A 25,401-nucleotide genomic window follows, 5' to 3' on the forward strand; every position below is an offset into this window, starting at 1 on the left:
GTCACATGCCGCGTCAGGGCACGTGCCGCCGTGCCCGCAGGGCCAGGCTCAGGGTCAGGACCATGTGCGGGTCGTCGAGGTCGCTGCCCAGCAACTCCCCTATTCTGGCCAGCCGGTTGTACAGCGTCTGACGGTTCAGGTGCAGTTCGCGGGCCGTCTCCGCCTTGCGTCCCGCATGGGCCAGGTAAGTCTCCAGGGTGGGCAGCAGCGGCGGCCGGGAGCGGCGGTCGTGGTCCAGGACCGGGCCGATCGCGCGGTCCACGAAGGCCGCCAGGTCCGGATGGTCACGCAGCCGCCACATCAGCAGGTCGACGTCCAGGCGGCGGGCGTCGTACCAGGGACGGTCCGGCAGCCCCTGCGCCGCGCTCGCGGTCCGGGCCGCATGCCGCAGACCCGCCGACGCCGCCGCCCAGTCACCGGCGGCCCCGACCACCACCACGGGCGGCCGCGCCCCCGGCGGCATCATTCCCGCCCGCTCCGCCCCGGCGCGCAGCGCCGCCGCCACCCGGTCCGCGATCGCCGGCCGTTCCGTCTGCGCGCGCAGCCCGAGCAGCAGCGGCACCCGCCCCTCCACCGGCCGCACACCCAGCAGCACGGGCACTCCGAGCGAGGCCAGCTCCTCGGCGACCGCGCGGGCCAGCACCGCCCAGCCGCCGCCCTGCGGGGACAGGGAGTCACCGAGCCGCATCACCACCGGGAGCAGTGGGCCGGTGCCCGGTCTGAAGCCCAGCACGCGCGCCTGCGCGGGCGCGTCCTGCGGGGCGACCCGGCCCTCGGAAAGGTCGACGAGGAAGTCGCCGCGTCCGCGTGCCGCCAGTTCCTCCTCCTGGCGGGCCTGCATCAGCACCACGGCGAGCAGGCCCGCCGCCCGTTCGGCTGCCATGCGGTGCACCGGCGCCGGCGCCGTCCGCACCGGCAGCAGCACCAGACGCGCCCGTACCCCGCCGCTGCCCGGCCCGCCGCCGGGTATGTCGACGAGTGCCGAACCGGCCGGCGGGTCGTCCTGGTGCCGGTCGCGCAGCCCCTCCCACACCTGGAGCGGGTCGGCGCCCTCGGGGCCCTCCCCGGCGGCGTACAGCAGCCGCCCGTCCGTCGTCTCCAGGAACACCGGGTTGCCGCTGACGTCAGCCAGGATCCGCAGGACCTGGGGGACGCCCCCGCCGCCCAGCAGCGCCTCGGTGCAGCGCCGGTGCACCTCCTCGGCGCGCCGCAGCAGCGCGTAGTGACCGCTGACGATCTCGGTGTGGATCTCCTCGGTCACCGTCACGTACGGCACCTCGCGGTGCAGCTGGACCAGGGGCAGCCCCGCCGCCCGTGCCGTGTCGACCAGGGCGGCGGGCAGGCGGGTGAAGCGGGTGCCGAGCTCCACGACGAGGGCCGCGATGTCCCGCTCGGCCAGCGTGCGCACGAACGCCCGCTGCTCGGCGGGGCGGCTGCCGAGACCGTATCCGGTGGTCAGCAGCAGCTCCCCGCCCTTGAGTAGCGAGGCGATGTTGGGCACCTCGCCCGCGTGCACCCAGCGCACCGTGCGCTCCAGGCCGTCGGCTCCGGCCACCACCTCGGGCAGCCCGCTGCGCAGCGCGGGCAGTTCCAGCGCCTGCCGCACGGTGATTCCGGCACCCCGGGTGTCGTATCCGCCGTCACTGTCACTGCCGCCGCCCATGCACCGGACGCTACCCGCGCGCACCGGCGCGCGGGCCGTCGGGCGGCCCCTCAGCCCCCGTACGCCCCCGAGGCCGTCAGGCGCAGGGCCGTGTCGATGAGGGGGACGTGGCTGAAGGCCTGGGGGAAGTTGCCGACCTGGCGCTGGTTGACCGGGTCCCACTCCTCGGCGAGCAGGCCGAGGTCGTTGCGCAGGGACAGCAGCTTCTCGAACAGTCTGCGGGCCTCGTCCACGCGGCCGATCATCGCCAGGTCGTCGGCCATCCAGAACGAGACGGCGAGGAACGCGCCCTCGTCGCCCGGCAGCCCGTCGACGCCCTCGTCGGCTCCCTCTGTCGGGTAGCGCAGGATGAAGCCGTCCGGGGTGGACAGCTCGCGCTGGATCGCCTCGATGGTGCCGATCACCCGCTTGTCGTCCGGCGGCAGGAAGCCCACCTGCGGGATCAGCAGCAGCGCGGCGTCCAGCTCCTTGGAGCCGTACGACTGCGTGAACGTGTTGCGTTCCTTGTCGTAGCCCTTCTCGCACACGGTCCGGTGGATGTCTTCGCGCAGCTGCTTCCAGCGCTCCAGCGGGCCGTCCACGTCACCGGACTCGATGAGCTTGATGGTGCGGTCGACGGCGACCCAGGCCATCACCTTGGAGTGCACGAAGTGGCGACGCGGGCCGCGCACCTCCCAGATGCCCTCGTCCGGCTCCGTCCAGTGCTTCTCCAGGTAGTGGATCAGCTTCACCTGGAGCAGGGACGCGTAGTCGTTGCGGGCCAGGCCCGTCATGTGGGCCAGGTGCAGGGCCTCGGTGACCTCGCCGTACACATCCAGCTGGAGCTGGTGCGCCGCGCCGTTGCCGACCCGGACCGGGGTGGAGTTCTCGTAGCCGGGCAGCCAGTCCAGCTCCGCCTCGCCGAGCTCGCGCTCACCGGCGATGCCGTACATGATCTGCAGGTTCTCCGGGTCGCCGGCCACCGCGCGCAGCAGCCACTCGCGCCAGGCGCGGGCCTCCTCGCGGTAGCCGGTGCGCAGCAGCGAGGACAGGGTGATCGCCGCGTCACGCAGCCAGGTGTAGCGGTAGTCCCAGTTGCGGACGCCGCCGATGTCCTCCGGCAGGGAGGTGGTGGGCGCGGCGACGATGCCGCCGGTCGGGGCGTAGGTGAGGGCCTTCAGCGTGATCAGGGAGCGGACCACGGCCTCGCGGTAGGGGCCGTGGTACGTGCAGTGCTCCACCCACTCCCGCCAGAAGTCCTCGGTCGCCTCCAGCGACTGCTCCGGCTCCGGCAGTGCCGGCGGCTCCTTGTGCGAGGGCTGCCACGAGAGTGTGAAGGTGATCCGGTCGCCCGGCGCCACCGTGAAGTCCGAGTACGTCGTCAGCGACTTCCCGTACGTCTCGGCGGATGTGTCGAACCACACCGAGTCCGGGCCCGCGACGGCCACCGTGCGCCCCTCGTGCCGGTGCACCCACGGCACCACCCGGCCGTAGGAGAAACGCATCCGGAGCGCCGAACGCATCGGCACCCGGCCCGAGACGCCCTCCACGATGCGGATGAGCTGCGGGGCGCCGTCGCGCGGGGGCATGAAATCGGTCACCCGGACCGTGCCGCGCCCGGTGTCCCACTCCGACTCCAGGATCAGCGAGTCGCCGCGGTAGCCGCGCCGCGTCGCCGCCGGCGGGGGCGCCGGGGGCGTGCGCCGGGCCGATCCGCCAGAAGCCGTGATCTTCGGTGCCCAGTAGGCCGGCGAAGATGGCGTGCGAGTCGAAGCGGGGCAGGCACAGCCAGTCCACTGTGCCGTCCCGGCAGACCAGGGCAGCGGTCTGCATGTCTCCGATGAGTGCGTAGTCTTCGATGCGCCCGGCCACGTGCAACTCCAGTCGAACGGCCACGTCACCCCACGAGGGGGCTGTCGCTAGTGCGGTCAAGGGGTTAGTGAGTTACGTAATGCGTCGTTGAGCGACGAAGCAAAGCAGTCGCTCAGCCATGAATGCAAAGCGCCGATTATTACTCAACGAACTGACGAGCTTTCGTTGTTCCGGTGTGACGGGCTGGGGTGGCGCCGTTCGGCCGGCCGGGCTCGGCAGCGGGGTGTCTGAGCAGGATACGACGCACGTGGACGGTCTGTGCGCCGCTCCGGACAACGCACCACTGCCGAACGGGTGAGCAGCGGGTGAGGGGCCTGCGAGGTGACGGATCCGTGCCGGCGTGTGTGCGGAGCGTGGCCGGACGGCATCGCCCCGCGTCGCTGATACGCTGGTAGCCCGTGGACCGGTGGGCCCCTTCCCCGGAGGGGGAAATCCGAACAGGGCACCCCCGAACCGCAGCGACGGCACCGTCGGAGACCTCCGGCAGGCAGCCGCCCCGCCCCCCAGACAGCGACCACGGGAGCCCCCTCTTGGCCATGCCAAAATCCACGACGACCAAGCACATCTTCGTCACCGGGGGTGTCGCTTCCTCTCTCGGCAAGGGTCTGACCGCCTCGAGCCTCGGCATGCTGCTCAAGGCCCGCGGTCTGCGCGTCGTGATGCAGAAGCTCGACCCGTACCTCAACGTCGACCCCGGCACGATGAACCCCTTCCAGCACGGTGAGGTGTTCGTCACCAACGACGGCGCCGAGACCGACCTGGACATCGGACACTACGAGCGTTTCCTCGACCGTGACCTGGACGGCTCCGCCAATGTCACCACGGGCCAGATCTACTCGACGGTGATCGCCAAGGAGCGGCGCGGCGAGTACCTGGGCGACACCGTGCAGGTCATCCCGCACATCACCAACGAGATCAAGCACCGCATCCGCCGGATGGCGACGGACGAGGTCGACGTCGTGATCACCGAGGTCGGCGGCACGGTCGGCGACATCGAGTCGCTGCCGTTCCTGGAGACCGTCCGCCAGGTGCGGCACGAGGTCGGCCGCGACAACGTGTTCGTCGTCCACATCTCGCTCCTGCCGTACATCGGCCCCTCGGGTGAGCTGAAGACCAAGCCGACCCAGCACTCCGTCGCGGCGCTGCGCAACATCGGTATCCAGCCGGACGCGATCGTGCTGCGCTGCGACCGCGAGGTGCCGACCGCGATCAAGCGGAAGATCTCGCTGATGTGCGACGTCGACGAGGCCGCCGTGGTCGCCTGCCCCGACGCCCGTTCGATCTACGACATCCCGAAGGTCGTGCACGCCGAGGGCCTGGACGCCTACGTCGTGCGCAAGCTGGACCTGCCGTTCCGGGACGTGGACTGGACGACCTGGGACGACCTGCTCGACCGGGTCCACAACCCCGACCACGAGATCACCCTCGCCTTGGTCGGCAAGTACATCGACCTGCCCGACGCCTACCTGTCGGTCATCGAGGCGCTGCGCGCGGGCGGCTTCGCCAACAAGGCCCGGGTGAAGATCAAGTGGGTCACTTCCGACGACTGCAAGACCGCGGCCGGCGCCCAGGCGCAGCTCGGTGACGTCGACGCGATCTGCATCCCCGGCGGCTTCGGGGACCGCGGTGTGCTCGGCAAGGTCGGCGCGATCCGCTACGCGCGCGAGAACCGGATCCCGCTGCTCGGTCTCTGTCTGGGCCTGCAGTGCATCGTGATCGACGCGGCCCGCAACCTCGCGGACATCTCCGACGCCAACTCCACCGAGTTCGACCCGGCCACCTCCCACCCGGTCATCTCCACCATGGCCGAGCAGCTCGACATCATCGCCGGTGAGGGCGACATGGGCGGCACGATGCGGCTCGGCATGTACCCGGCGAAGCTGGCCGAGGGCTCGATCGTGCGCGAGGTGTACGACGGCAAGGAGTACGTCGAGGAGCGCCACCGGCACCGCTACGAGGTGAACAACGCCTACCGCGCGGAGCTGGAGAAGAAGGCGGGGATCGTCTTCTCCGGCACCTCCCCGGACGGCAAGCTCGTCGAGTACGTCGAGTACCCGCGCGAGGTCCACCCGTACCTGGTCGCGACCCAGGCACACCCGGAACTGCGGTCGCGTCCGACGCGTCCGCACCCCCTGTTCGCGGGTCTCGTCAGGGCCGCCGTCGAGCGGAAGGTCTCGAAGTAACACACCGGTTGTACGGTTGCCGGGGTGCAAGCCTTCAAAGGGTGAGCACCCCGGCCGCTTTTCTCACCCACCGCAATCGCACGACCCCTGTACGTCGGGAAGGACGGGCATGACGATCAAGGACACCCCGGAGGAGTGGGAGATCCGGGCGACCCGGACCCCCTTCGTCGGCAACAAGACCTCCGTCCGCACCGACGACGTGGTCATGCCCGACGGGACCGTCGTCCACCGCGACTACCAGGTCCACCCGGGGTCCGTGGCCGTCCTCGCCCTCGACGACGCCGATCGCGTCCTGGTCCTGCGCCAGTACCGCCACCCCGTGCGTCACAAGCTGTGGGAGATCCCGGCCGGTCTGCTCGACGTACCCGGCGAGAACCCGCTGCACGCCGCCCAGCGGGAGCTGTACGAGGAGGCGCACGTCAAGGCCGAGGACTGGCGGGTGCTGACCGACGTCTACACCACCCCCGGCGGCTGCGACGAGGCCGTACGGATCTTCCTGGCCCGCGGACTGTCCGAGGCCGAAGGCGACCGCTTCGAGGTCGAGGAGGAAGAGGCCGACATGGAACTGGCCCGGGTGCCCGCCGCGGACCTGGTCCGTAAGGTGCTGGCCGGTGAACTGCACAACAACTGCCTGGTGGTGGGCGTCCTTTCGCTTGTTGCCGCACGGGGCGGGGACGGGCTCGACGCGCTGCGCCCCGCCGAGGCGCCGTGGCCGGCGCGCCCGTTCGAGGCCTGAACCACCCCGATGCCCTTGCGATGTGACCATCGGCTGATCCGATCGAGGGATGCATTCGCCGCGCTCCACACGGAACGTAGCAGAGCGTGAACTAGGCTCTGAAAAACGCCCGATCCGGAGTCCCGGCGGGCTTGCGCGTGCGGTGGGACGGGAGAGTGGCCCGTGACGGACCAGGCGGTGGACACGGACGGTGCACGGCTCTCCCAGGACGTTACCGTGGGGGACCGGTTCCTGGGACGTACAAGGGAGTTGAAGGAACTGCGCGCCGACATCGAGCGCGCGGGACTGGACACCCTCTCCGGCCGCAAGGCTCCCCGCGCGCGCGTGCTGCTCATCGCCGGCCGGCCGGGCTCCGGCCGTACGACTCTCGGTGAGGAACTCGTACGCCAGGTCGCCGACCGATACCCCGACGGGGTGCTGCGCGCCCGGCTGAGCGAAACCGACGGCACGCGCGTGCCCGTCGAGCGCTCCGCGCGCGAACTGCTCGACGCGCTCGACGTGCCCGCCCCGGCCGGCGCCCCCGAGGACGATCTCGCCGAGGCGCTGCGGACCGCCCTCGCCGGCCGCCGGGTGCTGCTCCTGCTGGACGACGCGGCCGACGCCGAGCAGGTCGACGCCCTGCTGCCGGACAGCCCCGACTGCCTGGTGGTCGCCGTCTCCGAGGGCCCGCTGACTGGCATCTCCGACGTCCGCCCGTGCACCCTCGGGGGCCTCGACACCAAGTCCGCCGTGGAACTGCTGTCCCGGTCCACCGGCTCGGTCCGCATCACCGTCGACCCCCGGGCCGCGGAGGGCCTGGCCGAACAGTGCCAGGGGCAGCCGGCCGCCCTGGTACTGGCCGGCGGCTGGCTCGCCGCCCGGCCCAAGGCCGCCGTCGCCGACCTCGCCAGGCAGTTGCACACCGGCCCCGACGACGGTATCGCGCGCACCGCGGTCAGCCGTGCCCTCCACCTCGTGCACGCCGAGCTGCCCGCGCCCGCCGCCCGGATACTGCGCCTGCTGAGCCTCGCCCCGGCCGGCCTGGTCGACCCGCACACCGCCTCCGCGCTCGCCGGCTGCTCGGTGAGCAGCGCGCGCACCACCCTGGACGACTTCGTCTCCGTGGGCCTGCTGCGCCCGGCGGGGTCGTCGCTGCCGCAGTACGAGGTGCCCGGCTGTCTGCACCCCCTGCTGCGCGGCCTCGCCGAGACCCACGAACGGCCGGGCGAGCTCCAGCTGGCCCGCGCCCGCATGCTGGAGCGGACCGTGCGGCTGCTCCAGTCGTGCAGGGCCATCACCGAGACCGACAGCCCCCAGGCACGCGAGAAGCTCCTCGGGACGCCTCGCTCCCTGCGCTTCGCCGGCCCCGGGACGCCGCCGACTGGCTGAGCGCCCGCAAACCCGCCCTGCTCGCCTCGGCCCGGCTCGCGGTCGCCGACGGGACGCTGGACACCCTGGCCCGCCGCCTGATGTCGCAGTTGGTGCGCGCCATGGTGGCCCACTTCGGCACCCAGGCCGCCGCGAGCGACCTGTACGGCATCCACCGCCTCGTCCTCGACGTGGCCGAGCGCCGGAAACTGCCCCGCGAGAAGGCCGCGGCCCTGCTGAACCTCGGCGACCTCGACGTCCGGACCGGCCGCACGGCCGACGCGCTGGCACGCTACCGGGCCGCGCTGGACGCCGGCCGCGCGGCGAACGACCCGTACGCGACCGGCCGCGCGATGGAATCCGTGGGAGGCGCCCATCTGGAGCTCGGGGACTTCGACCGGGCCGCCGACTGGTTCGGGCGGGCCCTCGCCGAGCGGCTCGCCCGGGACGAGCGTGCGGACGCCGCCCGCCTCTACGGCCGGATCGCCGCCGCCCACACCTACGCCGGCCGCTACGGCGAGGCGCTGCGGAACTGGCGGGCGGCGGTCGCCGGGTACCGCAAGAACGGTGATGTGACCGCCCAGGCACGGGCGCTGAGCGAACTGGCCCGGGTGCAGGAGTACGCGGGCCTGCCCGAGGAGTCGCTGCGCACCTGCCGGGAGGCGGTGGAGTGGGCCCGGCGGGCCGAGGACACCCGGCTGCAGGCGGCGCTGCACCTGCGGCTCGCCGACACCTTCGGGCACCTCGGCGACCCCGCGTCGGCCGCGCTGCACCGGGGAACGGCCGAGCGGATGCTGCAGGAGGAGGCCGAGGCGTCCCAGGCACCCGGCATCGACCCGGAACTGCGAAATCCGTAGTTCTCTTGCGGAAGATCGAGCTTTGCAAGACCGGACAGCGGTACTGCCTTCATTGAGATGGCTCTGCCGCGCCCCCTTCAGCGGTCTCTCCCGGTGTGCACGTGTGTGCCCGGGTATGTGTAGTGATACCTCATACCCTCCGAGCCAAGGACCGTGATCGACGTGAAGGTCGGCATCCCCCGCGAAATCAAGGACAACGAGTTCCGGGTGGCCATCACCCCCACCGGCGTGCACGAGCTGGTGCGCCACGGCCACCAGGTCGTCATCGAGCGCGGCGCAGGAGCCGGCTCCTCGATCCCGGACGGCGAGTACCTCACCGCGGGAGGGCAGATACTGGACACCGCCGACGAGGTCTGGGCCGCCGCCGACCTGCTGCTGAAGGTCAAGGAGCCGGCCGCCGGGGAGTACCACCGGCTGCGCAAGGACCAGACGCTCTTCACCTACCTGCACCTGGCCGCCTCCAGGGAGTGCACGGACGCCCTGCTGGCGTCCGGCACCACCGCGATCGCCTACGAGACCGTCGAACTGCCCGGCCGCGCGTTGCCGCTGCTCGCGCCCATGTCCGAGATCGCGGGGCGGCTGTCCGCCCAGGTCGGCGCCTACCACCTGATGCGGGCCAACGGCGGCCGCGGCGTGCTGCCCGGCGGTGTCCCGGGGGTGCAGGCCGGCCGGGCCGTCGTCATCGGCGGAGGAGTCTCCGGCTGGAACGCCGCGCAGATCGCGATCGGCCTGGGTTTCCACGTGACCCTGCTCGACAAGGACATCAACAAACTCCGTGAGGCCGACCGGGTCTTCGGCACGAGGATCCAGACCGTCGCCTCCCACGCCCTCCAACTGGAGAAGGCCTGCCTGGAGGCCGATCTGGTGATCGGCGCGGTGCTGATCCCCGGCGCCAAGGCGCCGAAGCTGGTCACCGACGACCTCGTCTCACGGATGAAGGCCGGGAGTGTCCTTGTCGACATCGCGATCGACCAGGGCGGCTGCTTCGAGGGCTCCCACCCGACCACGCACACCGAGCCGACCTTCACGGTCCACGAATCGGTCTTCTACTGCGTCGCCAACATGCCCGGCGCGGTGCCCAACACCTCCACCTACGCCCTCACCAACGCCACGCTGCCCTATGTCGTCGAACTCGCCGACCGCGGCTGGTTGGAGGCGCTGCGCCGCGACCCCGCGCTCGCCAAGGGCCTCAACGCGCATGACGGCAAGGTCGTTCATCAGGAGGTCGCCGAAGCGCACGGCCTGGACCACGTGGGACTCGCCGCGCTGCTCGGCTGAGCCCCCGGGCGGTGGCCTCCGAGCGTCAAGTCGACCAAGTCACCGACCGGCAAAGGCGATACTCCCCCCATCTCGGCTTCGCTCGATCGGGAGCCCCCTCTTCGTTCGTCAACGCGGCGGACCCCGTCCGGTCTTGCCCGCCAGGTCCGGCGGGATGTGTGTATGGTCACTTCACGGATCCAGGACAACTCGTCTCGAACGTCACGCTTCCACCGATTCGCACACCGGTGAAACCTGCCGTGCGACGCTCGTACGCCCTTGACAGAGGGATGTTTCATTGTCGACACATCGGGCCGGGTCCGGCGGATTGTGTTGCTGCGGACCGCCGACACGCCATAGAGTCGCCAACCGTCGGCATGATGCCACGCTGACCTGTCTAGAAGTTTCCTGGTCACCAAGGAGGTAAGACGACTTGTGAATGAGTCGACATTTACTCCCGGGGGTGGTCAACCAGGAATGCCTGCACGGGACCGGGATCCCGCGGGGTTCGCTGCTGTCGGCTCCGTCGCCGTGCACACCTTCGCAGCCCAACAGAGTCAGCAGGCGACTCTCACTGCACACCCGAGCATGGATGGCCATCACGTGAACGCCATGGCCGGCGACGGAAGTGGCGCGCCCCACAACCAACTCGCCGACTACGACGAACTGCCCGAGGGGCATTTCTACGACCCCGACGCCGAGTACGAGCCGGATCCCGAGTACGCGGCCACCCTCGCGCCCGACGCTGCCCGGCAGCGCCGTGAGCGCGTCGGCCCGACCGGCCGCCCGCTGCCGTACTTCCCGATCCCGGGCCCGCTGACCGACCACGGTCCCGCGAAGATCATCGCGATGTGCAACCAGAAGGGCGGTGTCGGCAAGACGACGTCGACCATCAACCTGGGTGCCGCGCTCGCGGAGTACGGCCGCCGGGTGCTGCTCGTCGACTTCAACCCGCAGGGCGCGCTGTCGGTCGGACTCGGCGTCAACCCGATGGAACTCGACCTCACCGTCTACAACCTGCTCATGGAGCGGGGCATGGCGGCCGACGAGGTGCTGCTGAAGACGGCGGTCCCCGACATGGACCTGCTGCCCAGCAACATCGACCTGTCGGCGGCCGAGGTCCAACTCGTCTCCGAGGTCGCCCGCGAGTCGACGCTGCAGCGCGCGCTGAAGCCGCTCATGGACGACTACGACTACATCGTGATCGACTGTCAGCCCTCGCTCGGCCTGCTCACGGTCAACGCGCTGACGGCCGCGCACAAGGTGATCGTGCCGCTGGAGTGCGAGTTCTTCGCACTGCGCGGCGTGGCGCTGCTCACCGAGACCATCGAGAAGGTCCAGGAGCGGCTCAACCCCGAGCTGGAGCTCGACGGGATCCTCGCCACGATGTACGACTCGCGCACGGTGCACAGCCGTGAGGTGCTCGCGCGCGTCGTCGAGGCGTTCGACGACCACGTCTACCACACGGTCATCGGGCGTACGGTCCGCTTTCCGGAGACGACCGTCGCCGGTGAGCCGATCACCACGTACGCGTCCAACTCCGTCGGTGCCGCCGCCTATCGCCAGCTTGCCAGGGAGGTGCTCGCCCGGTGTCACGCCGAGTGAGTCTGCCGGGGGCCGACGAACTCTTCCGTACCACAGGGGGGATGGCGCTCCAGGCGTCCACGCCGAGGCGCCAGGCCAACGGCGAAGCCCGGATCCCCGCTCCCGCGGGAGAGGGCGGCGCGGCCGCGGCCCAGGACGACACTCCGCAGTCGGTGTCCGCGCGGGGCGGCGACGGCGAGGGTGCCGAGCACGTCGCCACGGACGCCGAGCCGGCCGAAGCCGGCGAGTCCCGCAGCCGCGTCGCGCCGGAGCGCTCCGCGCGACGGCAGGGCACGCAGGAGGGCTCGAGGGGTCCCGCCGGTACGGCCGCCGAAGCGGCCCCGCGCAAGCGCGGAAGGGCGGCGGCGAGACGGCCCAGCGGCCGTGAGCGGCACGACGAGAAGATCACGGTGTACGTGTCCGCCGAGGAGCTCATGGACCTCGAGCACGCCCGTCTGGTGCTCCGGGGCGAGCACGGACTGGCCGTCGACCGGGGCCGGATCGTCCGCGAGGCGGTCGCCGTGGTCCTCGCCGACCTGGAGTCCCGCGGAGACGCCAGCATCCTCGTACGACGCCTGCGTGGACGGTAGCGGTAGCCTGCGGAGGCCATGACCTCGAACAACGCCACCGGCCGCGGCCCGCAGCCCGGCCGCCGGCGCGCGCTGGGGCGGGGGCCGGGGGCCGCACCGCCGGTGACCCCGCCCGCGGAGGCGGGGGCGGAGGGACCGGGGGCCGTGCCTCCCACCGAGGCCCGGGCTCCCGCTCCCGCTCCGGCGGCTCCGGAGGACGTACCGGACGTCGGCAGGCCGCCCGAGCCGGCACCCGGAAGTCCCGAGGCGGACGAGGGGGCTGAGAGTGTCGAGGGCGCCGAGGCGGGCGACGGCAGGTTCAAGGTCCGGTTGTCGAACTTCGAGGGACCGTTCGACCTGCTGCTTCAGCTGATCTCGAAGCACAAGCTGGACGTCACCGAGGTCGCGCTGTCCAAGGTGACCGACGAGTTCATGGCGTACATCCGGGCGCTGGGGCCGGACTGGGACCTGGACGAGACGACCGAGTTCCTGGTCGTGGCGGCCACCCTGCTCGATCTCAAGGCGGCGCGCCTGCTGCCCGCCGCCGAGGTGGAGGACGAGGCGGACCTCGCCCTGCTGGAGGCCCGGGACCTGCTGTTCGCCCGCCTGCTCCAGTACCGCGCGTACAAACGGGTCGCGGAGATCTTCAGCGGGCGGCTCGACGAGGAGGCCCGGCGCCACCCCCGGACCGTGGGGCTCGAGCCGCACCACGCCGAGCTGCTGCCCGAGGTCGTCATCGGCATCGGCGCGGAGGGGTTCGCCAGGCTCGCCGTCAAGGCGATGCAGCCCAGGCCCAAGCCGCAGGTGTACGTCGACCACATCCACGCGCCGCTGGTCAGTGTGCAGGAGCAGGCCGGGATCATCGTCGCGCGGCTGAAGGAACTCGGCGAGGCCGGTTTCCGGGAGCTGATCGAGGACACCGACGACACGCTGACCGTCGTCGCCCGGTTCCTCGCGCTCTTGGAGCTGTACCGGGAGAAGGTCGTCGCCCTCGAGCAGGAGACCGCGCTCGCCGAGCTGACCGTGCGCTGGACCGGCGGTGACGGGGACGCCACCCCCACCGTCACCGACGAGTTCGACCGGCCGCCCGAGCAGCCGAGGGAGCCGGAGGAGGAGAAGGCGTGAGTGAGGACACGACCGGCGTTCCCGCGGGGCCGCGCACCGTTGCGGACCTCGACCTCAAGCCCGCCCTGGAGGCGGTCCTCATGGTCGTGGACGAGCCCGCGACCGAGGAGCACCTGGCGAAGATACTGGAGCGGCCGAGACGCCAGGTCGCGGACGCGTTGTGCGCGTTGGCCGACGAGTACACCGTCCAGGGGCGTGGCTTCGAGCTTCGGCTCGTCGCCGGCGGCTGGCGGTTCTACAGCCGCCCCGAGTACGCCGCGGCCGTCGAGGGCTTCGTCCTGGACGGCCAGCAGGCCCGGCTCACCCAGGCCGCCCTGGAGACCCTCGCCGTGGTCGCCTACCGTCAGCCGGTCAGCCGCAGCCGGGTCTCCGCCGTACGTGGAGTGAACTGCGACGGGGTCATGCGCACCCTGTTGCAGCGGGGTCTGGTCGAGGAGGCGGGCACGGAACCCGAAACAGGTGCGATCCTGTACACGACGACGAACTACTTCCTGGAGCGGATGGGCCTGCGCGGTCTGGACGAGCTCCCGGAGCTCGCGCCCTTCCTCCCGGAGGCGGAGGCGATCGAGGCCGAGACCCAGGAAGCCGTACCGTCGTTCGATCCGGACGCCCCGGACCCGGACGACGGTCCCCCTACGAACACGGAATTGTGATGCGAAGCAGCGGCAGCGGCAGCGGCAAGAGCGGCGGACGCGGTAACCCCCGCGGCGCCGGCGGCAACAGGGACCAGCGGCAGGGGCAGGGCCGCCCCGGCAAGCCCCGCCCCGAGGAGCGCCGCTACGACGGGGGCCCCGGGGGGCCTCCAAGGAGGGAACGGATTCCGGCCGTCCTGGCCGTACCGGCCGTACCGGTGCCAAGCCGTCCGGCCGGACCTCCCAGTCCGGGCAGCAGGGCGGCAGGGGCCGTACCGCTCCGGCCCGCTCGCGCGAGTACGAGACACGGATCGAGGAGCGCAACCGCGACCGGTACGCGGGCAAGAAGGACGTGAAGCTCCCGAAGACCTTCCCTGGCGCCGAGCAGGAGGGCGAGCGGCTGCAGAAGGTGCTCGCCCGCGCGGGGTACGGTTCCCGGCGCGCCTGCGAGGACCTGATCGAGCAGGCACGGGTCGAGGTCAACGGCGAGATCGTGCTGGAGCAGGGTCGCCGGGTCGACCCCGAGAAGGACGAGGTCAAGGTGGACGGGCTGACCGTCGCCACCCAGTCCTACCAGTTCTTCTCGTTGAACAAGCCCGCCGGTGTCGTCTCCACCATGGAGGACCCCGAGGGGCGTCAGTGCCTCGGTGACTACGTCACCAACCGCGAGACCCGGCTGTTCCACGTGGGCCGGCTCGACACCGAGACCGAGGGCGTCATCCTGCTCACCAACCACGGTGAGCTGGCGCACCGGCTGACCCACCCGCGGTACGGGGTGAAGAAGACCTACCTCGCGCACATCATCGGACCGATCCCGCGCGACCTGGGCAAGCGGCTGAAGGACGGCATCCAGCTGGAGGACGGTTACGCGCGCGCGGACCACTTCCGCGTCGTCGAGCAGACCGGCAGGAACTACCTCGTCGAGGTGACCCTGCACGAGGGCCGCAAGCACATCGTGCGCCGCATGCTCGCGGAGGTCGGCTTCCCGGTCGACAAGCTGGTGCGCACGGCCTTCGGGCCGATCACCCTGGGCGACCAGAAGTCGGGCTGGCTGCGCCGGCTGTCGAACACCGAGGTCGGCATGCTGATGCAGGAGGTCGAGCTCTGAGGAGGAGCGGCACCTTGTGAGACAGCCCCACCCCCCTTTATAGTCTTCCTGACCATAAAGGGGGGTGGGTTGTTCTCATGCAGGGCTACGACAAGTACGCCTATGAACCCTTCGCCGTCACCGTCGACCTCGCCGTGTTCACACTGCGCGGGGGCGCGCTGCACGTCCTGCTGGTCCAGCGCGGCCAGGCGCCGTACGCGGGCCGTTGGGCGCTGCCGGGCGGATTCGTCCAGCCGGACGAGTCGGCGGAGACCGCCGCCCGGCGTGAACTCGCCGAGGAGACCGGGCTGACGGACGTGTCCGGGCTGCACCTGGAGCAGCTGCGGACCTACAGCGAACCCGACCGGGATCCCCGGATGCGGGTCGTCTCCGTCGCGTTCGCCGCGCTGCTGCCCGACGCACCCGAGGCGCACGGTGGCAGCGACGCGGCCCAGGCCCGCTGGACGCCGTACGGCGGGGCGCGGGGCGGGCCGGCAGGGCGGCTCGCTTTCGATCACGATCGGATTCTGGCCGACGCCCGCGACCGCGTCGGCGCCAAGCTCGAGTACACCTGCCTGGCCACGGCCTTCTGCCCGCCCGAGTTCACCCTCGGCGAGCTGCGACAGGTCTACGAGACCGTGTGGGGCACCACGCTCGACCGGCCCAACTTCCGGCGCAAGGTGCTCGCCTCCGCCGGTTTCGTCGAACCGGTCCCCGGCGCCGCGCGCCTCACCGGCGGCCGGGGTAAACCCGCCGCGCTCTACCGGGCCGGGACCGCCACCGTCCTCCACCCGCCCCTGCTCCGGCCGACCCCGGAAGGACACCCGGCATGACCGTCACCGTCACCAAGCGCTCCGCCACGGGCGCGCTCACCGGACTCGCCCTCGGGGACGCGCTCGGATTCCCCACCGAGTTCGACGACGTCCCGTCGATCCTCGCCAAGTACGGGCCGTGGCGGGAGAGGGACCTGCCGGAGCCGGCGATCGTCACCGACGACACCCAGATGACGCTGGCACTCGGGCGCGGACTGCGCACGGCGGCGGGCCGGGGGTCGCTCGGTCCGAAGCGGCTGGAGCGCCCGGTACGCGAGGAGTTCGTGGACTGGTACCGCTCGCCCGAGAACAACCGGGCACCCGGCACCACCTGCCTCCGGGCCTGCTGCCTGCTGTCCGAGGAGGACCGCCCCTGGCAGGACGCCAGTCAGGTCGGTTCCAAGGGCTGCGGCGCCAACATGCGGGTCGCGCCCATCGGGCTGATCCCCGGGCTGAGCGGCGAACAGCGCGCAGGCGCCGCCCAGTTGCAGTCGGCCCTCACCCACGGACACCCGACCGCGCTCGCCGCCTCCGACCTCACCGCCCACGCCGTACGACTGCTCGCCCAGGGCGCCGAACCGACCGGCCTGATCGGCATGTTGCGTTCCTACGCCTACGAGAACCGCACCCGCTACCACGAGTTCTGGCTCGGCGACCTGTGGACCCGCGCCGAGGACGCCACCCCGGAGCGCTTCATCGCCCGCGGCTGGGACGAGTGCCTGGACATCCTGGAACGCCTCCAGAGCGCCGTGCGCACCGTCTCGCCGGAGACCGACCCGTGCCTGGCGACGGGGGAGGGCTGGATCGCGGAGGAGGCCCTGGCGACGGGGCTGCTGTGCTTCCTGCTCTTCGTCGACGAACCGCTCACCGCCCTGCGCCGCGCCGCCTGCACCTCGGGCGACTCCGACTCCCTCGCCTGCCTGACGGGCGCCTTCGCGGGAGCCCACCTGGGCGCGGACGCCTGGCCAAACGCCTGGGCCGACCGCATCGAGTACCGGGACGAACTGCTGGCACTGGGGGCCCTCTGGGACGCGTAGGAGGCCCCCGCCGCAGGAGCGCCCGTCTCGCTCAGGGCGTCCGCAGAGCCGACGCCCGGCGGACGCGGACGAGGAAGTCCTCGATCCGGCGGCGGTCCGGCTCCGCCGGGAGCGGCGTACCGCGCAGGGCCTCCCCGGCCTCCCGCTCCAGGCGGATCATCCGGGCCTCGACCTCCGGCCAGGGCACCTCGCCCCGCTTCACCGCGAGCAGCGGCTCGCGCAACTCGCCCGCGTGGACCGTCAGGGCGCCCGTGCGCAGCACGTCGCGGGCGGAGGCCAGCAGGCGGAGCAGATGCATCGCGTGCTTCCACCGGGGCACCCCGTGGACGTGGACGTCGGCCTCCAGTTTGCGGCGTTGGCCGTACGCGTACCTGGTGAACGTCTCGTGGACCCGGCGGGAGAGGAACGCGCCGCGCAGGGCGAGCAGTTCGCGGCCGGTGTCGTCGGCGTACTCCACGAGCGGCGAGTGCAGGCACTCCAGGATGTTGGGGTTGGCCCGCAGGGCCAGCTCGCAGAAGCGTTCCAGCTCCCAGCTGAACTGCTCCTCGGCCGGTCCCTCGACATGGGTCGGCGGCTTCTCGAAGCGCCAGAACAGGGGGGTGGGGGCGAGGAAGACGCCCCGGCGGTCGGTGTCGCTGCCCTCCGTGGCCAGACCGAAGGCACGCGACCCCATGACGCAGGCGTAGACGGTGTGGTCGCGGACGAGGTGCTCGGGGCGCATGCCCGGGAGCGTATGCGGCGGCTCACGCCGGGCGAATCGAATTTCCCTCCCCCGTGATCTGCTCCGAAGGCAGCGGACCAGTCGCCGGCCCTGGTCCACCGAGCCGTCGGTGATCCGGAACCGGCTGCCGCGGCAGGCGCAGTTGACGGTGCCGTCCGAGGCGTTCGCCAGGAGGCAGTGCCGGTGGGTGCAGATCGCCGAGAAGGCCTGGAAGTCGCCCTGCCCCGGCTGGATCACCACGATCTCCTCGTCCTTGAGGACCATCCCTCCGCCCACCGGGATGTCGCCGGTCGAGGCCAGCTCCTGACCTGCCGACGCATGGGGCGGGGCGGTGTCCGTGGCGGAGTCCGGCGAGGATTCCCTGCCGCCCCCGCCCCCGCCCCCGCCGCAGCCACGGCCAGCGCCGTCGCGCCCGTCGCGAGAAGGACCGTGCGTCGCGTTGTGCGAGGGGGCATGTCGTCGCTCCGGGGGAGGGAGGCATGGACGAGGCGGAGGAGGGACCCCAGCAGTCCGGTACCGGACGTACCGCCCGTCTCGGAGGGCGGGCACCGGACACCGGCCGCGCCCGTTCTGACTAGGCTGGACGACCGACACCCACGTCGGCACGTCGGCGAGTGAACACACCGGCACGCCGGTACACCAGTACACCAGCGCAGCAGCAAGGAGCATCGTCGTGACGGTACGAGCGGTCCGGGGCGCCGTCCAGCTCGAGCGGGACGAGTCCGGCCACATGGAGGAGCAGGTCGGCGCCCTGCTCACCGCTGTTCTGCGGCGCAACGGTCTGGCAGCGGACGACCTGATCAGCATCTGGTTCACGGCCACGCCCGACCTGCACTCCGATTTCCCGGCCGTCGCCGCCCGCAAGCTCGGCATCGTCGACGTTCCCCTGATCTGCGCTCAGGAACTGGACGTCGAGGGCGCCATGCCCCGGGTCGTCCGCATCCTCGCGCACATCGAGTCCGACCTGCCGCGTGCCGACATCGCCCACGTGTACCTCGGTGCCGCGGCGGCCCTGCGCAAGGACATCGCACAGTGAGGACCGCACTGGTCATCGGCACCGGGCTGATCGGCACGTCCGCCGCCCTCGCCCTGTCCCGGCGGGGCGTCGTCGTCCACCTCGTCGACCACGACCCGGAGCAGGCCCGTACGGCCGCCGCGCTCGGCGCCGGCACCGACCGGGAGCCGGAGGGGCCGGTGGACCTGGCGATCGTCGCCGCCCCGCCCGCCCACGTGGCCGAAGTCCTCGCCGAGACCATGGGCCGCGGTGCGGCCCGCGGCTACATCGACGTCGCCAGCGTGAAGGGCGGTCCGCGCCGTGAGCTCGAGCAGCGGGGGCTCGACCTGTCGGCGTACATCGGTACCCACCCCATGTCCGGCCGGGAGAAGTCCGGCCCGCTGGCCGCCGGCGCGGACCTCTTCGAGGGCCGCCCGTGGGTGCTCACCCCCACCCGGGACACCGACACCGAGGTGCTGAACCTCGTCCTCGAGCTGGTCTCGCACTGCAGGGCCGTGCCGGTCGTCATGGACGCCGACGCCCACGACCGTGCCGTGGCCCTCGTCTCCCACATGCCGCACCTGATGTCCAGCATGGTCGCCGCGCGCCTGGAGCACGCCGAGGAGGCCGCCGTACGGCTGTGCGGGCAGGGCATCCGGGACGTGACCCGGATCGCCGCCTCGGACCCCCGGATGTGGATCGACATCCTCTCCGCGAATCCCGGGCCGGTCGCCGACCTGCTCAGCGACGTCGCCACCGACCTGGAGGAGGCGGTGCGGGCCCTGCGCGCGCTGCAGTCCTCCGACGAGGACAAGCGCCGCGAGGGCAGCACCGGCATCGAGGGTGTGCTGCGCCGCGGCAACGCCGGCCAGGTCCGGGTCCCCGGCAAGCACGGCTCCGCGCCGCGCGTCTACGAGGTCGTGGCGGTGCTCATCAACGACCAGCCGGGCCAGCTGGCCCGCATCTTCGCCGACGCGGAACGTGCGGGCGTCAACGTCGAGGACGTACGCATCGAGCACGCGACCGGGCAGCAGGCCGGTCTGGTGCAGCTCATGGTGGAGCCCAACGCGGCCCCGGTGCTCACCGCGGCACTCCGGGAGCGGGGCTGGGCGATCCGCCAGTAGCACCTGCCGGGCGGCGGGCGGTGGGTGTCCGGAGACAGCACCCGTGCCGGTTCCGGGAGCGGGTGCGTGGCCGGGAGCGGGTAGGGCCGATCGAGGGACCCACACCCAGTAACCTTGTCCAGGGCAGTCGCGCCCCGCTCCCCGCCAGCCAGGTCCAGGAAGGTCCCCACTGTGGAAAGCGCCACGCCAGTGATTGTCGCCATCGACGGTCCGTCCGGCACGGGCAAGTCGAGCACGTCGAAGGCCGTGGCGGCACAGCTGGGCCTGAGCTACCTGGACACCGGCGCCCAGTACCGGGCGATCACGTGGTGGATGGCCGCCAACGGCATCGACATCACCGACCCCTCCGCGATCGCCGCCGCGGCCGGCAAGCCCGAGATCGTCTCCGGCACCGATCCGGCGGGACCGACCATAACGGTCGACGGTGTCGACGTGGCCGGACCGATCCGCGAGCAGGACGTCACCTCCAAGGTCAGCGCCGTCAGCGCGGTCCCCGAGGTGCGTTCCCGGATCACCGAGCTGCAGCGCACGATCGCCGGCTCCGCCGTCACCGGCATCGTCGTCGAGGGCCGTGACATCGGGACCACCGTGCTGCCCGACGCCGACCTGAAGATCTTCCTCACGGCCTCCCCGGAGGCGCGCGCCGCCCGCCGCAGCGGTGAGCTGAAGGGCGCCGACCTGCACACCACCCGCGAGGCCCTGGTCAAGCGGGACGCGGCCGACTCCAGCCGCAAGACCTCCCCGCTGGCCAAGGCGGGCGACGCGGTCGAGGTGGACACCACCGATCTGACGCTGGAGCAGGTCATCGAGTGTGTCGTCACCCTCGTCGAGGAGAAGCGAGCCGGGCGGTGACCGAGCTTCCGTCGGCGCGGGGCGCCGAGGTCGGGCGGCGGATCGGCGTCGGCCTGATGTACGGGCTGTGGAAGCCGCGCGTGCTGGGCGCCTGGCGGGTGCCCGCGGCCGGTCCGGTGGTGCTCGCCGTGAACCACTCCCACAACATCGACGGACCGATGGTCATGGGCGTGGCGCCCCGGCCGACGCACTTCCTGATCAAGAAGGAGGCGTTCGTCGGGCCGCTGGACCCGTTCCTGACCGGCATCGGCCAGGTGAAGGTGGACCGGGACACCACCGACCGCACGGCGATCTCCCGGGCGCTCGGCGTCCTGCGGGAGGGCGGCGTCCTCGGTATCTTCCCCGAGGGCACCCGGGGCGAGGGCGACTTCGCCTCGCTGCGCGCGGGGCTCGCGTACTTCGCCGTACGCGGTGGTGCGCCGATCGTGCCCGTCGCCGTGCTGGGAAGTTCCGGGCGGGGCGAACGGTTGATAAAGGGGCTGCCCCCGCTGCGCTCCCGTGTCGACGTCGTCTTCGGCGACCCGTTCGACGCGGGTGACGGCGACGGCCGCCGCACCCGCAAGGCGCTGGACGCGGCGACCGAGCGGATCCAGAAGCAGCTCACCGCGCACCTGGAAAACGCCAGACGCCTCACCGGGCGCTAGGCGACACTGAGTAGTGGATCACCCGGAACCGGGCATTCCACCGACCACCACGATGAACAACGAGGTACGGACTTCATGAACGACCACATCCAGCCCGACGGCTCGGCCGAGCACGAGCACGATCACGGGGCGCTCGGTGACGCCGAGTTCGCGGAGTTCATGGAGCTCGCCGCGGAGGAGGGCTTCGACCTCGAGGACGTCGAGGGCGCCATCGAGGCCCTCGGACACGGCCCACTGCCCGTGCTCGCCGTCGTCGGACGTCCCAATGTCGGCAAGTCGACTCTGGTGAACCGCATCATCGGCCGCCGCGAGGCCGTCGTCGAGGACAAGCCGGGCGTCACCCGCGACCGCGTCACCTACGAGGCCGAGTGGGCGGGCCGCCGCTTCAAGGTCGTCGACACCGGCGGCTGGGAGCAGGACGTCCTCGGCATCGACGCCTCCGTGGCGGCGCAGGCCGAGTACGCGATCGAGGCGGCCGACGCCGTGGTGTTCGTGGTGGACGCCAAGGTCGGCGCGACCGACACCGACGAGGCCGTCGTCCGCCTGCTGCGCAAGGCGGGCAAGCCGGTCGTCCTGTGCGCCAACAAGGTGGACGGCCCGAGCGGCGAGGCCGACGCCTCCTACCTGTGGTCCCTGGGCCTGGGCGAGCCGTACCCGGTCTCGGCCCTGCACGGCCGCGGCACCGGCGACATGCTGGACCAGGTTCTGGAGGCGCTGCCGGAGGCACCCGCGCAGACCTTCGGCACGGCGGTCGGCGGCCCCCGCCGGGTCGCCCTGATCGGCCGCCCGAACGTCGGCAAGTCCTCGCTGCTGAACAAGGTCGCCGGTGAGGAGCGCGTCGTCGTCGACGAGATCGCCGGTACCACCCGCGACCCGGTCGACGAGCTGATCGAGCTGGGCGGCAAGACCTGGAAGTTCGTCGACACCGCGGGCATCCGCAAGCGCGTCCACCTGCAGCAGGGCGCCGACTACTACGCCTCGCTGCGCACCGCCGCCGCCGTCGAGAAGGCCGAGGTGGCCGTCGTCCTCCTCGACGCCGCCGACTCCATCTCGGTGCAGGACCAGCGCATCGTCACCATGGCCGTCGAGGCGGGGCGGGCGCTCGTCCTCGCGTTCAACAAGTGGGACACCCTCGACGAGGAGCGCCGCTACTACCTGGAGCGGGAGATCGAGACCGAGCTCGACCAGGTGGCGTGGGCGCCGCGGGTGAACGTGTCGGCCCGCACCGGACGCCACATGGAGAAGCTGGTCCCGGCGATCGAGACGGCTCTGGAGGGCTGGGAGACCCGCGTCCCGACGGGCAGGCTGAACGCCTTCCTCGGCGAGCTGGTCGCCTCCCACCCGCACCCCGTACGGGGTGGCAAGCAGCCGCGCATCCTGTTCGGCACGCAGGCGGGCACCAAGCCGCCGCGGTTCGTCCTGTTCGCCTCCGGCTTCATCGAGGCGGGCTACCGGCGGTTCATCGAGCGCCGGTTGCGCGAGGAGTTCGACTTCGAGGGCACGCCGATCCACATCTCGGTGCGGGTGCGCGAGAAGCGCGGCAGGAAGAAGTGAAGAAGTAACGACGGCAGGCATGGTGAAGGGGCGCTCCCGGTAGGGAGCGCCCCTTCACCACGTCGCGCGGTGCCTCGTATGCCTTGGTCTGCCTTGGTCAGGCGCCCCTGCGAGGTGTCGGGGGCAGTCCCGCCGGCACGTGGTGCATCCCGATGGCGTGCCGGCCGACCGCCGTGACCCGCTGCCACTGCGGCTGCTGCCCGGCGGTCTGACGGGCTCTGCTCGCCCCCGCGCTGTAGGCGCTGTACGACCCGCCGCCGAGGGAACCGCCGAAGGTCCCCGAACCGTGGCCCACGGACGAGTCCGCACCGACGGACGGGCTCGTACTGTGCGGGATGCTTCCAAAGGCGGTGAAGCCCAGTTTCTCCTCGCCGCTGCGGTCGCCCGGCAGTGAGCGGAAGGACTTCACGTACTCGGCGTAGAGCGCGTCGTAGATCGGCGTGGCCGAAGGGCCGCTCTTGGAGTCCTGAGCCGACCGCACGGGGGCGGGGACCAACGGGAAGGGCTGGCGGCGGGGAACGTCGTATGCGTGCACATATACCCAAACGACCCCGCGCGGCAAGGGATGCGGCCCACGTGGGGTTTTCGCCGGTCACCGGCCGGTCGGCCGCCGTCCGACGGCCGACCCCCTTCGCTGGTCAAAGGCCGGCGAGCGGCAGTGCCGCCGCGACCAGCCTTCCGTTCGCCGCCGCCCGGTCCAGCGCGTCGCGCAGCAGGTCCTCGCGCGGCTGACGGCCGATCGAGCCGACCGGGGCCGCGAACAGCAGTACCTGCTGGTGCTTGTTGGCGGCCGTACGCCAGCCCTCGGTGACCTGGAGCGGCTGGTGCGCCTGCCACCAGGCCACCGGCTGCCCGCCGTTCGGGTTCGGCTGGAGCACCGCGTGCAGCTGGCCCACGGCCAGCAGCACCGACCAGCCGTGCAGCACGGCCGGTGTGGTGGACAGCTCGGTCACGGGCATGAAGCCCTGCTCGATGAGCAGCGGCAGGAAGTCGTCGCCGGACGCGAGCGAACCGGGCCGCGCGACCGGCGCGGTCGGCTCGAACGACCAGGGCCGGGTGCAACTCCCCGGCGATCAGGACCAGGCCGCTGGTCACACCGAGCACGGCCTGCTCCGGTGCGACCTGTTCCGCCGCGGCGTGTCCCGCCGCGGCGTGTCCCGCCGCGGCGTGTACGGCCTGCGTGGCGGGTGCGGCCTGTGCGGGCGCGGTGTCGTCTCCGCCGATGGACCGCACGGCTCCCTGGAGCTGCTCCTCGGTGACCTGGACGACCTGCGAGGGCAGGCAGGTGGAGTGGGCGAAGGCGAGGACGGCGGTCTCGTCCCCGATGAACAGGACTGTGCTGGTGCGCTCCTGCTCCGGATCGCCCGGGGTGCGGCAGGAGGTGCAGTCGTAACCGCCCGGGGCGAAATCTCCGGCGAGCAGGCGGTCGGCTTCTTCGTCGCCGATCTCGGCGCGTACCTCGTCGCTGACGTCGAGCATGCGCGGCACGGGTGGCTCCCTCGGGATGCGGTGCGTGGCGAGGCCGGGGGGCTCCCGGCCCGCGGTCCGGGTGGGTCCCCGGCTCATACAGAAGACAACGGGCGATCTGTGGCGGGAGTCACGCCCCGGAGCGAACGGAATCGAACCATCCAGCGCACACGGTCACTTCCGACACGGAATCGGACCCCCATCGTCAACTGCCCTCGGTGCCAACGGGGTTGTTCGGGTGAAGTAGCTCACGGAACATCCGGCGTGTCGATCTGTAAATCATGAAATAAGCGAATAAAGTGGGTCTCCTGAAAGTGACGCTACCTCGGGTAATGGCGAACTTGCCTGGGAGGAAGGGGAGTTGCTTGATCCCGCTGGGTCGGGCTGCCCAGATTCCTTCGCCGTGTGCAGCGAGCACCGCTCGGGAACGTCCGCCGACCGCACCGAGTACGACCCATCGCACGACCGGAGAACGCTCCGGAGAACGACCCGACGGCGGACGGGGCGGGCGCGACACACGGCGTCTCATGACGTGGTGGCGGCGCTCTGCCTCGGGGGACCCCGAGTCCTTGGAGAGGGAACTACATGTTCGAATGTGCCGACAACACCCGCGACGACGCCCGGAAGACCCAGAAGCCCCGTACGGCGGCGGTTCTGGCCGGCGCGGCACTGCTCGCGCCCCTCGGACTGCTGGCCGCTACCGGCAACGCCGCGGCGGCGGACAGTGGAGTGTGGGACCGCATCGCGCAGTGCGAGAGCGGCGGCAACTGGCACATGAACACCGGCAACGGCCACTACGGCGGGCTGCAGTTCACCGCCTCCACCTGGCGCGCGTTCGGTGGCACGGCCTATGCGCCGACCGCTGACCGGGCCACCAAGTCCCAGCAGATCGTTGTCGCCACCAAGGTCCAGCAGGCCCAGGGGTGGGGCGCCTGGCCCACCTGTTCGGCACGCGCCGGGGCATCCGGGAGCGCACCCGGTGCCGACCCGGCGCCCGCGCAGAAGGCCCCGGCGAAGCGCGCGACGCCGTCGAAGTCCGCCCAGCGATCGACATCGTCGAATCCGTCGAACCATTCCAAGCGGTCCGTCCCGTCGCGGGCACCGGCGCAGTCGTCGGGCGACGCGGACCGGGGCTCGTCCGGCGGCCACTACACCGTCCGCGCGGGCGACACACTGAGCGGCATCGCCGCCCGGCACGGAACCACCTGGCAGCGGCTGTACGCCGCCAACAAGGCCGTCATCGGCGGCGATCCCGACGTGATCACGCCCGGACAGCGACTCGCGCTCTGAACCACCCCGGGTGAA

18 protein-coding genes and 5 pseudogenes are annotated in these 25,401 nt (G+C 71.7%); 17 read left to right on the top strand and 6 right to left on the bottom strand.

Features of this window, described 5'->3' with window-relative positions:
* Window positions 1–13: 13 nt before the first annotated feature.
* Together WJ438_RS31720 and WJ438_RS31725 are read right to left on the bottom strand one after the other, a co-directional pair.
* The gene (locus WJ438_RS31720) at window positions 14–1,663 is read right to left on the bottom strand and encodes a PucR family transcriptional regulator (RefSeq protein WP_406728265.1); all 1,650 of its coding nucleotides are present in this window, start codon (window positions 1,661–1,663) and stop codon (window positions 14–16) included.
* Window positions 1,664–1,713: 50 nt separating this feature from the next.
* A pseudogene (locus tag WJ438_RS31725) lies at window positions 1,714–3,514 on the bottom strand (glycoside hydrolase family 15 protein).
* A gap of 536 nt (window positions 3,515–4,050) precedes the next feature.
* Here WJ438_RS31725 and WJ438_RS31730 point away from each other — a divergent pair.
* The 11 genes and pseudogenes from WJ438_RS31730 (at window position 4,051) to WJ438_RS31780 (ending at window position 16,740) form a co-directional block, all read left to right on the top strand.
* The gene (locus WJ438_RS31730; RefSeq protein WP_406728266.1) at window positions 4,051–5,697 is read left to right on the top strand and encodes a CTP synthase; all 1,647 of its coding nucleotides are present in this window, start codon (window positions 4,051–4,053) and stop codon (window positions 5,695–5,697) included.
* A 109-nt stretch (window positions 5,698–5,806) separates the two neighbouring features.
* Window positions 5,807–6,433, top strand: coding sequence for an NUDIX domain-containing protein (locus WJ438_RS31735; RefSeq protein ID WP_406728267.1), 627 nt, complete (start codon window positions 5,807–5,809; stop codon window positions 6,431–6,433).
* A gap of 162 nt (window positions 6,434–6,595) precedes the next feature.
* Window positions 6,596–8,794: pseudogene (locus WJ438_RS31740) on the top strand (tetratricopeptide repeat protein).
* Entirely contained in the window at window positions 8,791–9,915 is a 1,125-nt protein-coding gene (ald, locus tag WJ438_RS31745; protein ID WP_406728268.1) for an alanine dehydrogenase, read from the top strand. The pseudogene WJ438_RS31740 and the gene ald overlap by 4 nt, the downstream one beginning before the upstream one ends.
* A 456-nt stretch (window positions 9,916–10,371) precedes the next feature.
* Window positions 10,372–11,499, top strand: a complete 1,128-nt coding sequence (locus WJ438_RS31750) for a ParA family protein (protein ID WP_406728269.1) — start codon at window positions 10,372–10,374, stop codon at window positions 11,497–11,499.
* Window positions 11,484–12,068, top strand: coding sequence for a hypothetical protein (locus WJ438_RS31755; RefSeq protein ID WP_406728270.1), 585 nt, complete (start codon window positions 11,484–11,486; stop codon window positions 12,066–12,068). Before WJ438_RS31750 ends, WJ438_RS31755 begins: the two co-directional genes overlap by 16 nt.
* An 18-nt stretch (window positions 12,069–12,086) precedes the next feature.
* Window positions 12,087–13,172 (top strand): segregation and condensation protein A, encoded by a 1,086-nt coding sequence (locus WJ438_RS31760; protein WP_406728271.1) that lies wholly within the window; start codon window positions 12,087–12,089, stop codon window positions 13,170–13,172.
* Complete coding sequence (scpB, locus tag WJ438_RS31765) at window positions 13,169–13,825, top strand: SMC-Scp complex subunit ScpB (protein WP_406728272.1); 657 nt, start codon at window positions 13,169–13,171, stop codon at window positions 13,823–13,825. The genes WJ438_RS31760 and scpB overlap by 4 nt, the downstream gene beginning before the upstream one ends.
* A pseudogene (locus tag WJ438_RS31770) lies at window positions 13,825–14,912 on the top strand (pseudouridine synthase). Before scpB ends, WJ438_RS31770 begins: the two are co-directional and overlap by 1 nt.
* Before the next feature lie 77 nt (window positions 14,913–14,989).
* Window positions 14,990–15,724, top strand: coding sequence for an NUDIX hydrolase (locus tag WJ438_RS31775; protein ID WP_406728273.1), 735 nt, complete (start codon window positions 14,990–14,992; stop codon window positions 15,722–15,724).
* Window positions 15,721–16,740, top strand: a complete 1,020-nt coding sequence (locus WJ438_RS31780; RefSeq protein WP_406728274.1) for an ADP-ribosylglycohydrolase family protein — start codon at window positions 15,721–15,723, stop codon at window positions 16,738–16,740. The genes WJ438_RS31775 and WJ438_RS31780 overlap by 4 nt, the downstream gene beginning before the upstream one ends.
* Before the next feature lie 31 nt (window positions 16,741–16,771).
* Here the strand turns inward: WJ438_RS31780 and WJ438_RS31785 are convergent, their stop codons facing one another.
* Window positions 16,772–17,461: a DNA polymerase beta superfamily protein gene (locus WJ438_RS31785; protein ID WP_406729868.1), complete on the bottom strand. Its 690-nt coding sequence runs from the start codon at window positions 17,459–17,461 to the stop codon at window positions 16,772–16,774.
* Window positions 17,462–17,605: 144 nt separating this feature from the next.
* Window positions 17,606–18,193 (bottom strand): annotated as a pseudogene (locus tag WJ438_RS31790) (Rieske (2Fe-2S) protein); the annotation flags it as partial.
* Here WJ438_RS31790 and aroH point away from each other — a divergent pair.
* The 5 genes from aroH to der all read left to right on the top strand — a co-directional run bounded on the left by aroH (window position 18,135) and on the right by der (window position 22,629).
* Entirely contained in the window at window positions 18,135–18,497 is a 363-nt protein-coding gene (gene aroH / locus WJ438_RS31795) for a chorismate mutase (protein ID WP_406728275.1), read from the top strand. The pseudogene WJ438_RS31790 and the gene aroH sit on opposite strands and share 59 nt — an antisense overlap.
* Window positions 18,494–19,579, top strand: a complete 1,086-nt coding sequence (locus tag WJ438_RS31800) for a prephenate dehydrogenase (protein ID WP_406728276.1) — start codon at window positions 18,494–18,496, stop codon at window positions 19,577–19,579. Before aroH ends, WJ438_RS31800 begins: the two co-directional genes overlap by 4 nt.
* A 171-nt stretch (window positions 19,580–19,750) precedes the next feature.
* Window positions 19,751–20,431, top strand: coding sequence for a (d)CMP kinase (gene cmk, locus WJ438_RS31805; RefSeq protein ID WP_406728277.1), 681 nt, complete (start codon window positions 19,751–19,753; stop codon window positions 20,429–20,431).
* Window positions 20,428–21,075, top strand: coding sequence for a lysophospholipid acyltransferase family protein (locus WJ438_RS31810; protein ID WP_406728278.1), 648 nt, complete (start codon window positions 20,428–20,430; stop codon window positions 21,073–21,075). Before cmk ends, WJ438_RS31810 begins: the two co-directional genes overlap by 4 nt.
* A gap of 75 nt (window positions 21,076–21,150) precedes the next feature.
* Complete coding sequence (gene der, locus WJ438_RS31815; protein WP_406728279.1) at window positions 21,151–22,629, top strand: ribosome biogenesis GTPase Der; 1,479 nt, start codon at window positions 21,151–21,153, stop codon at window positions 22,627–22,629.
* A gap of 97 nt (window positions 22,630–22,726) precedes the next feature.
* Here der and WJ438_RS31820 read toward each other — a convergent pair whose 3' ends face one another.
* Window positions 22,727–23,164, bottom strand: a complete 438-nt coding sequence (locus WJ438_RS31820; RefSeq protein ID WP_406728280.1) for a hypothetical protein — start codon at window positions 23,162–23,164, stop codon at window positions 22,727–22,729.
* A gap of 103 nt (window positions 23,165–23,267) precedes the next feature.
* A pseudogene (locus WJ438_RS31825) lies at window positions 23,268–24,117 on the bottom strand (hypothetical protein).
* Window positions 24,118–24,681: 564 nt separating this feature from the next.
* On the opposite strand from WJ438_RS31825, the gene WJ438_RS31830 reads away from it, so the two are divergent.
* The gene (locus tag WJ438_RS31830) at window positions 24,682–25,386 is read left to right on the top strand and encodes a transglycosylase family protein (protein WP_406728281.1); all 705 of its coding nucleotides are present in this window, start codon (window positions 24,682–24,684) and stop codon (window positions 25,384–25,386) included.
* Window positions 25,387–25,401: the final 15 nt, after the last annotated feature.

Source organism: Streptomyces sp. GD-15H (assembly GCF_045291515.1).
GTDB lineage: Bacteria > Actinomycetota > Actinomycetes > Streptomycetales > Streptomycetaceae > Streptomyces.

Coding starts and splice junctions, on each gene's coding strand:
- WJ438_RS31830 (WP_406728281.1), top strand. CDS start 24,682: ATGTTCGAATGTGCCGACAACACCCGCGACGACGCCCGGAAGACCCAG.
- WJ438_RS31775 (WP_406728273.1), top strand. CDS start 14,990: ATGCAGGGCTACGACAAGTACGCCTATGAACCCTTCGCCGTCACCGTC.
- WJ438_RS31735 (WP_406728267.1), top strand. CDS start 5,807: ATGACGATCAAGGACACCCCGGAGGAGTGGGAGATCCGGGCGACCCGG.
- WJ438_RS31785 (WP_406729868.1), bottom strand. CDS start 17,461: ATGCGCCCCGAGCACCTCGTCCGCGACCACACCGTCTACGCCTGCGTC.
- WJ438_RS31730 (WP_406728266.1), top strand. CDS start 4,051: ATGCCAAAATCCACGACGACCAAGCACATCTTCGTCACCGGGGGTGTC.
- WJ438_RS31750 (WP_406728269.1), top strand. CDS start 10,372: ATGCCTGCACGGGACCGGGATCCCGCGGGGTTCGCTGCTGTCGGCTCC.
- WJ438_RS31720 (WP_406728265.1), bottom strand. CDS start 1,663: ATGGGCGGCGGCAGTGACAGTGACGGCGGATACGACACCCGGGGTGCC.
- WJ438_RS31760 (WP_406728271.1), top strand. CDS start 12,087: ATGACCTCGAACAACGCCACCGGCCGCGGCCCGCAGCCCGGCCGCCGG.
- WJ438_RS31780 (WP_406728274.1), top strand. CDS start 15,721: ATGACCGTCACCGTCACCAAGCGCTCCGCCACGGGCGCGCTCACCGGA.
- der (WP_406728279.1), top strand. CDS start 21,151: ATGAACGACCACATCCAGCCCGACGGCTCGGCCGAGCACGAGCACGAT.